This window comes from Microbispora sp. H13382 (assembly GCF_014161445.1).
In the GTDB taxonomy this organism is placed as follows: Bacteria; Actinomycetota; Actinomycetes; order Streptosporangiales; family Streptosporangiaceae; genus Microbispora.
On the sequence record NZ_JABBXA010000013.1, the window covers coordinates 237785 to 246622 of the forward strand.

Consider the following 8838-nt stretch of genomic DNA (forward strand, 5'->3'; position numbering starts at 1 on the left):
TGTCCTCGTCGTGGGGACCGTGGTCACCGCCGGTGCGGTCAGCGGCAGCTGGCCGCGGAGTAGGCCGCGTCGTAGGACGAGGTGACCTGCTTGCCGTTGATCGTCGCGGTGCCGGTCACGGTGACCTTGCCGGCGTCGATCTGGGCGGTCCGGGTGTTGAAGGACTGGTAGGCCTGCTTGCCCGGAGCCACGTCGGTCACGGTCTTCTTGCCGAACGGGGTGTTCAGCTCGATCGTGGCCGGCGCGTCGCCGTCGTTGACCGCCGTCACGGCGAGGTACACCGAGCTGCCGATGCAGCGCGGCGCGGCCGTCACGGTCAGCTTGACCTCCGCCGAGGGAGCCGCGGCGATCGTCAGCGAGAGCGTCTTGATCTCCTCGGTGTTCCCGGCCTTGTCGGTCGAGCGGTAGCGCAGCTGGTGCTGCCCCTCGCCCGAGACGGTCACCGGAGCGGTGTACGCCGTCCAGTCGCCGTTGTCCAGCGAGTACTCGGTCTTGGCGACCCCGCTGCCGCCGGCCTCGTCGGCCGCCTTCAGCGTGACCGTGACCGGGCCGGTGAACGAGCCGCCCTCCGGCTGCGCCGGGTCGGTCGTCGCCGTCGTCACCGGAGCGGTCTTGTCCTCGCTACCCGCCTTGGTCAGCTTGAAGTAGTCGAACTTGACCGTCTTGGACGCCGCCTGGGCGGTGCCGATGGTGTAGACGCCGACCTTCGACGCGTTCGCCACGGCGCTGTTCTTCACCGCGGTGACCGTGCCGTTGGTGGTCAGGTCGGTCCAGGTGGTGCCGTCGGAGGAGTAGGCGCCGGTGAAGCTGTCGCCCACCTTCTTCAGGCGCAGCCACCACACGCCGGTGGTGCGGTTGGCGATCTGCGGCTGCGGGTTCTGCACGGTGCCGCCGACCTCGCTGCGCAGCTCGATCGTCCGCGCCACATTCGACCCTGCGGCGTTGGTGGTGACGAAGTCGAACTTCACGTAGTTGTCGTCGTCGCCGTAGACGATCAGGCCGCCCTGCTGGTAGCGCTCGTTGAGAGCGGAGCCGTCGACCTTGGTCTCCAGCGTCCAGTCACCACTCGGCGCGGTCTGCAGGATGAAGTTCTTCGTGCCGTCGTTGGGCGTTCCGTAGATGTCACCCGTGGCGGTGTCGATCTCCAGGTTGCCACCGGTCATGCGAACAGCCGTGGCGTCGTAACGCACGTTCTGGTTCCAGCGGCAGAGGTCGAGCGAGCTGCCGTTGAAGTCGTCGTCCGGGTTCGGGCCGGTCGCCTTGTCGTCCGGCGTGATGTGGAACCAGTCGAAGGCCGCGTCCACCACCGGGTGGTTGGCCCCGGCCAGCGAGATCAGGCCGATCTTCGGGTTGGTGATCCCGGCGAGCGGCTTCGTCTCGGACATCGCGGTGAAGTTGCTGCCGTCCGACGAGTAGTGAGCGGTGATGTTGGTGCCGTCGTTGATGAACCGCACGTACACCGTGTCGGGGTAGGCGTCCCCGAGCTGGGCCGTGTTGCTCGCCGTCACCTCGTTGGGGTTGCCCTGGTCTTCCCGGATGAACTGGAAGATGCGGTTGGCGTGGTTGGACCCGTTGGTCGACCGGCCCTGCAGCACCATCTTGGCGTAGTTGTCGTCGTCGCCGTAGATGATCAGGCCCGCCTGCTGGTACGCGTCCTGCGCGTTCAGCGTGAGCTTGGCCGTGGCCGTCCAGGCACCGGAGGGAGCCGGCTGCACGACGATGTTCGGCGTGTTGTTGGTCGTCTGGTAGATGTCGGTCGTCGAGGTCGGGATGATCAGCTTGCCGTCGGCGACGCGCAGGTCCTGGTTCTCCCGGATGACCGACCAGCGGTCACGGTCGAGCTGGGTGCCCAGGAAGTCGTCGGAACGACCGGAGAAGCACACCGTGGCCGGCGCGTTCACCTTGATCTCGACCTTGGCGGTGGACGACGCGCCCTTGTCGTCGGACGCGGTCACAACGGCCGTGTAGGTGCCCGGCGCGTTGTAGGTGTAGCTCGCGTTGGCCGTCGTCGGCTGCGGCGACCCGTTCACCCCGAAGTCCCACTTGTAGGTGATCGGGTCACCCTCGGCGTCGGTGGCCGTCGAGGTGAAGTCGACCTTCAGCGGAGCGATGCCCGTGGTCGGGTTCGCCGTCATGGTCACGATCGGACGCTCGTTCTCCGTGGCGCCCTTGCCGATGAAGTCGACCCAGTTGAAGTTGACCAGGTAGGCGTCGTTGGCCGCGCTCGCCGGCTTGCGCACGACGAAGTACAGCGGGCCGCTGGTCGTCGGAACGTTGTTCAGGTTGACCGTGACGTCCTTGAACGTGTTCCAGCCGCCGGTCGGGGCGATGTCCGCCGAGCCGATCAGCGTCCCGTTGTTGGGGTCGCCTGCACGGATCTGCACGGTGCCGCCGGCCCCGCCCGAGGAGGCGCGCAGCCGGATCGCGCTGATGTTCGTCAGGTTGACCGGGTCGAAGGACCACCAGTCGCCGTCCTGGACGAAGGCGATGTGCTTGGCGCCGCCCGCGCTGTCGGTGGTGTTCTCGGCCTCGACACCGGCGGCGTCCGTGCCCACCCCGCCGGTCACCCGGCCGGTCTGCGTGAAGTGCTCGGCCTGCTTGCGCTTCGGCTGCAGGAGCACCTCGCCCCGCCCGGTCAGCGACGGAGCGTCGCCGTTGCCCTTGTCGGCGTAGCTGGCCTCGATGACGTAGAACAGGTTGTCGGTCTCGCCGTGGCCCGCCTGCTGGGTCTGCAGGGTGCCCTCACAGCCCTTGAGCTGGTCGAGCGGGTGGCCGTGGCTGTCGTGACCGAGGATCGCCTGGATCTTGACCTTGTCGCAGTCGATCGTGCCGTCCTCGGGGTCGGTGACGGTGACCGTGAACTTCACCTGGTCGCCGAACTCGAAGAAGGCGCCGTTCGGCGGCACGTTCACCTTGACCGTGGGCCGGTTGTTGCCGGCGACGACGACCACGTTGGCGGTCGCGGTCTCGCCCTCCTCGTTCTTGATGGTCAGGACCGCGCTGTACTCACCCGCCTTGGTGTAGGTGAAGGTGGGGCTGGCCTCGGTGGAGTCGGTCTTGCCGTCACCGTCGAAGTCCCAGGCGTAGGTGAGCGCCTGGCCGTCCGGGTCGCGGCTGCCCTCGCTGGAGAACTTGACGGTCAGCGGGAGCGGGCCGTCGGTCTTGTCCGCCGTGGCGTGGGCGACCGGCAGCGGGTTGCCCTTGATGTAGTTGATGCGGTAGATGCCGGAGTCGGCGTTGTCGCCGCCGAAGCCGGAGCCCCACTCGATCATGTAGAGCGCGCCGTCGGGGCCGAACTTCAGGTCCATCGGCTTCTTGAAGCTGAGGGACGAGAGGATCCGGTTCATCTCGACGAGCTTGGTGCCGTTCTCGTCGAGCTGGAACGACCACACCTGGTTGTTGTTCCACTCACCGAAGATGGCCTTGCCGTCCCAGTACGCCGGCCACTTCACGTTCGACTTCAGGTCGGCGTTGTAGCGGTAGACCGGGCCGCCCATCGGCGCACCGCCGCTGAGCTCGGGGAAGGTGGTGTTGGCCTGGTAGTGGTACCAGATCGTGGCCGGGATCACCGGGGGCAGGTTGGTCAGTCCGTCGTTGTTCGGCGACTCGTTGACCGGCGCGGCGCAGTTGAACGCCTGACCCGACTGGTTGGTGGCGAAGTCGAAGTCGATGTACGGGGTGTTGTTGCCGATGCAGTACGGCCAGCCGTAGTTGCCCGGCTTGGAGATCAGGTTCCACTCGACCGTGTTCTGCGGACCCCGGGTGGCGCTCGCCGAGTTGGCGTCGGGGCCGTACTCGCCGAGCATGATGTTGCCCGTCTTGGGGTCGATACCCATGCGGAACGGGTTGCGGAAGCCCATGCCGTAGATTTCCGGCTTGGTCTTCGCGGTGCCCGGAGCGAACAGGTTGCCGGCCGGGACGGTGTAGGTGCCGTCGGCCTCGGGGTGGATTCGCAGCAGCTTGCCGCTCAGGCTGTTGGTGTTGGCCGAGGAACGCTGCGCGTCCCAGGCCGCACGGCCCGACCGCTCGTCGATCGGCGTGTAGCTGTTGGAAGCGAACGGGTTGGTGTTGTCACCCGTCGCCAGCCACAGGTCGCCGGTCTTGTGGTCCATGAGCATGCCGCCGCCGTGGTGGCAGCACTCGGCCCGCTGCACCGGCACGTCGAGCATCTTCTTCTCGCTCGCCAGGTCCAGCGTGTCACCGGTGACCGTGAACCGGCTCAGCCGGTCGACGTTCTCACCGCTGGGCGAGTAGAAGAGGTACGCCCACTTGTTGGTGTCGAAGTCGCGGTCGAGGGTGATCCCGAGCAGACCGCTCTCGTTGGCCGTGAAGACGTTCAGCTTCGCGGCCGTGACCGTGCCACCGGCGGGCTTGATGACCTTGACTTCGCCGAGCCGGTCCACGTAGAACACGCGGCCGTCGTTGGCGATGTCCATCATCATCGGGTTCGACGTGTTGTCGTCGAGGGTGACCTTCTCGAAGCTGGTGCTCTGCGAGGCCGAGCAGTCGGCCTTCTCAGCGCCGGCGGCGGTCTTGATACCGCCCAGCAGCAGCTTCAGGAAGTTGGCCTCGCTGAAGTTCTGCTTCTGGTGGCCGAGGCCGGTGTACCACGAACGGCCGCCGTCGTAGTCCTGACACCAGGTGTTCGGGTGGTCGGCGCCCATCGTGGCGCCGGTGTAGGACTTCTCGTCCATCGACGTCAGGACGTGGACCGTGCCACGCGGGTTCGTCTGGTAGTCGTACCACTCGTCGGTACGGACCCAGTTGGTCGGCAGGCCCTTGGTCGACGGGTGCGCAGGGTCCTCGACCTTGACGGTCGCCTGCTGGATCGCCGGGTGCTGCTTGAAGTACGCACCGACGAGCTTGCCGTACCAGGCCCAGTTGTATCCGCTGTCGGCGGCGGCGTGGACACCCACGTAGCCGCCGCCCTTCTGGATGTAGCGCTGGAACGCGTCCTTCTGGTCCTGCGTGGTCACCGGGTCGCCGGTCGTGGACATGAAGACCACGGCCTGGTACTGCGCCAGGTTCGCGTCGGTGAACGCGGCGCTGTCCTCGGTCGTGTCGACCGCGAAGTTGTTCTGCTGCCCGAGCTGCTGCACGGCCGCGATGCCCTCGGGGATCGAGTCGTGCCGGAAGCCGGTGGTCTTGGAGAAGACCAGAACCTTGAAGTCGGGCTCCGCTGCCGCCGTGGCGGCCTCGGCGCTCACCGGCGCCGAGAAGAGCGTGATGGTGGGGGCGAGGAGGGCGAAAGCCATCGTCGCCGCGGTACGACGTCTGGGACGCCGTCCGCTTGGCTGGGCCGCGTTGTGCGGCCAGGCCCACGTTCGAGAACGTGGTGTCATGGAAAACCCTTCCTGACCGGGGGGACGTCAGGCAAGGCGCGCGCCGCCGCGCTTGTTGCCACTTGGTCGAAGCGGATATTTCGGTTGCTGGAGGGTGCCGTCTCCAGGTCTGAGGAGGCCGTCAGCGTCAGTAGGCTGCCGGCCTGGGTAATGAATCCATGATCGTGGTCGGATCGTCGAGGATCTGGTTCACCACCATGCTCGCGGCGCCGCGGGACGCGGCGCCGAAGCCGAGTGTCGAGGCGACGAACCGGCACTGAGTGGCCGGTGCGGCCATCACGAGCCGTTGCAGCTGGTCCTGCGCGTGCGGCAGCAGCCACTCGGCCAGTGAGGCGAAGTAACCTCCGATCACGATCACGCGGGGGTTGAACAGGTTGGCCACGATCGAGCCGCCGAGCCCGAGCCACTGGCCGACCTGCGCCACCGCCTGCATCATGCGCCGGTCGCCGGAGGCCAGGCCCCGGGCGATGTCGGCCACTCGTTCACCGGGGTCCGGAACCGGCATGCCGGGCAGTCCGTACGCCTGCTCGGGCATGGCGGCGCGCACGAGCGCGGCCAGCCCGACCTTGGTCTCCCAGCAGCCGATGCGGCCGCAGCCGCACTGGTCGCCGTTCGGGTCGACCCGCAGGTGCCCGACCTCGCCGGAGAAGCCGTCCGCGCCGCGCAGGAGTTTGCCGCCGGAGATGATGCCGCCGCCGACGCCCACCTCGCCGGTGAGGTAGACCAGGTCGGGCGTGCCCGCCGCGACCCCCGAGGTGAACTCGGCCAGCGCCGCGAGGTTGGCGTCGTTGTCCACGCGCACCGGCACGCGCAGCGAGCCGAGCATCGCGGAAAGCTGGTCCGCCAGGGGCAGGTCCTGCCAGTAGAGGTTCGGCGCGAGCGACACGACGCCGCGCGCCACGTCCACGAGGCCGGGAACGGCCACCACGATGCCCGCGGGGACGGCGCCGGCCCGCGCCATCGCCTCCACGGACTCCTTGGCCACGAGCCCGAGCCGGCGCACCGCGCTGTCCGGGCGGCTGCCCATGGTGTCGAAGACCACCCGGCGCTCGACCAGGACCCGGCCGCTGAGGTCGGTGCCGTGGACCGCGATGTAGTCCACGTTGATCTCCATGCCCAGAGCGCCGACGTGCGCGCCGTGCAGCGCCACCGCCCGCCTGGGACGTCCGACGGCGCCCACGTGCTCGACGCCGAGCTCCCGCACCAGCCGCCGTTCGAGCAGCTCGGACATGAGGCTGGAGACGGTGGCCCGGTGCAGTCCCGTCGCGTCGGCGATGTCGGCGCGGGACAGGGAGGCGTGGTCACGCAGTTCGCGCAGCACCATCGAGAGGTTCGCCCGGCGCAGTGCGGCGGGGCCCGCCGGCGGAGAGCCACCCCAAGGACGGGTGAGGTGCGACTCGTACGTCACTCTGCCCTCACCTGCCCTTTGTTTGTCTCTGAGATTAATTAATCAGGGTTGTAACACGCAGATGTCCGAACGTGCACCCCCGCGACGCGTAACGAGTTGGCATCGCTCCGTTCCACCCCAGCTCAGCGCCAATTTGTGACCTGGTTACCGGAACGTTACGTAAATCGCTGTCTGTACCCCCTTGTGCCTGGAGGGAAGGATTGCCTTTAATTCGGCGAGCCATGCGAACTAATTGAGGGAGACCGGTGGACCACAGCAGGGCCGACGGCCGTACGACCGACTCGCCGAGTCGGGGCGGGTCCGCGGGCGTTCCCGCGGACCAGGCCACCGTGCGCCGTTCCAACCTTGCTCTGGTGCTGCGGCACGTGAGCGTGTACGGCCCGTGCTCGCGGTCCGCTGTCGCCGTCGCGACCGGGTTGAACAAGACGACCGTGACCAGCCTGGTGAACGAGCTGCAGGCACGGGGGCTGGTCAAGGAGACCGGACCACAGCACGCCGGCTCCGTCGGCCGCCCCAGCGTCGCGCTCGTCCTGGACGGTTCCGGGGTCGGCGCCCTGGGCGTGGAGGTCAACGTCGACTACATCGCCGCCTTCGCCACCGACCTGGCCGGAAGGGTGCTCGCCGACCGGCGCATCGGCTTCGACGCCATGGGCTCCAGTCCGGAACGCTCACTCGACGAGCTGGCCCGGGTGGTCGAGAGGACCGTCGCCGACCTCGACAGGATCGGGGTCGCTCCCGCGGGGATCACCGTGGCCGTTCCCGGTCTGATCGACACGACCACCGGCACCGTCGTCGTCGCCCCGAATCTCGGCTGGCGCGGGGTGGCGGTGGCCGAGCGGCTGTCCCAGGCCGACATCCGCGCGGACATCCCCATCGCCGTGGACAACGACGCCAACCTCGCGGCGCTGGCCGAGTTCACCTCGGGGGTCGCGGCGGGCACGCCCGACCTGGTCTACCTCACCGGCGAGGTGGGCGTCGGCGGCGGCATCATCTCCGGCGGCCGGTTACTGGGCGGCGCGGACGGGTTCGCCGGGGAGGTCGGCCACGTCATGGTCGACACGTCCGGTGAGCAGTGCCGCTGCGGCCGCATCGGCTGCTGGGAGACCAAGGTCGGGCTGGCCGCGCTGGTGCGCATGGCCACACCCGACCGCGCGTACGGCACCGGCCGGCAGCTCGTCCGCGACCCGGAGGAACGGCTGGCCGAGATCGAGCAGCGGCGCGCCGAAGGAGACCCCCGCGTCGAGGCGGCCCTCGCGGAGGTGGGCCGGTGGCTCGGGCTCGGAGCCGCCACCCTGGTCAACCTCTTCAACCCACGGGTGATCGTGCTCGGCGGCTACTTCGCCAGGCTCGCCGACCGGCTCATTCCCGCGGCCCAGGGGGAACTGGTCCGCCTGAGCATCACCGGCGCCGCCGACCGCTGCCGGTTCGTCGCCTCCGACCTCGGCTTCGGCGCCGCCTCGCGCGGAGCGGCCGGAGTCGTCGTCGAACGAGCGCTGGCAGATCCCACAGCGATCGCGATCCGACATCCCAGCCATCGGGGGGCGTGAGGAACCCCGATGCCCCTTCCACTCCACTCGCGGCGGACCCGCGTGTCCACCGCTCCGTCCCCGCGTACCGCCCGTCCCCTCTGACCGTCCCCCCTCCCCGCCAGACTTCCCGTCCGCCTGACCGTCCTGCCTGACCGCCGGCACTCCCGCCCATCCCGCGTGCCGCGGCCGTGGCGCATGCGGTCAGGCGGACGGGATCACCACCGTACCTTTCCCCTCACCACAAGAACGTCCCGCCCGCCTGACCGGCTGTCCGGACCGCAGCGGCACCGTTGACGCCGACCTCGGTGCCGCCGCGGTGGTGCCAAACCGGCGCCGTCAGGCGGGCGGGGCCACAACCGTGTCCCTATTTTTCAGGAGGCTCCTGTGCCGAAGTCATCATCCGACTCGGCGTCTCTACTCGTGATGCGAGGAATCGTCAAGCAGTTCCCCGGCGTGCGTGCGCTGGACGGCGTGGACCTTGAGGTCAGGGCCGGGGAAGTGCACTGCCTGCTCGGCCAGAACGGTGCCGGGAAGTCCACGCTTATCAAGATTTTGTCTG

Annotated in this window: 4 protein-coding genes; 2 read left to right on the forward strand and 2 right to left on the reverse strand. The window is 68.6% G+C overall.

All coding sequences use genetic code 11. The features are described 5' to 3' along the window. Positions 1-38 precede the first annotated feature (38 nt). Together HHX41_RS25325 and HHX41_RS25330 are read right to left on the reverse strand one after the other, a co-directional pair. The gene (locus HHX41_RS25325; RefSeq protein ID WP_182907974.1) at positions 39-5255 is read right to left on the reverse strand and encodes a ThuA domain-containing protein; all 5217 of its coding nucleotides are present in this window, start codon (positions 5253-5255) and stop codon (positions 39-41) included. 214 nt (positions 5256-5469) lie between these two features. Next, positions 5470-6750 carry an ROK family transcriptional regulator gene (locus HHX41_RS25330; protein ID WP_169989173.1) on the reverse strand — a complete coding sequence of 427 codons (1281 nt, stop codon included), beginning with the start codon at positions 6748-6750 and terminating at the stop codon, positions 5470-5472. 245 nt (positions 6751-6995) lie between these two features. Between HHX41_RS25330 and HHX41_RS25335 the strand changes: the two genes are divergently transcribed. Then, entirely contained in the window at positions 6996-8297 is a 1302-nt protein-coding gene (locus HHX41_RS25335; RefSeq protein WP_310742167.1) for an ROK family transcriptional regulator, read from the forward strand. A gap of 405 nt (positions 8298-8702) precedes the next feature. Beyond that, positions 8703-8838: ATP-binding cassette domain-containing protein (locus HHX41_RS25340; RefSeq protein WP_182907988.1), on the forward strand; the 136-nt coding region annotated here is incomplete at its 3' end.

What these genes read in the sequence shown, in the direction of transcription:
- HHX41_RS25325 (WP_182907974.1), bottom strand. Translation starts at nt 5,255, where the DNA reads ATGGCTTTCGCCCTCCTCGCCCCCACCATCACGCTCTTCTCGGCGCCG.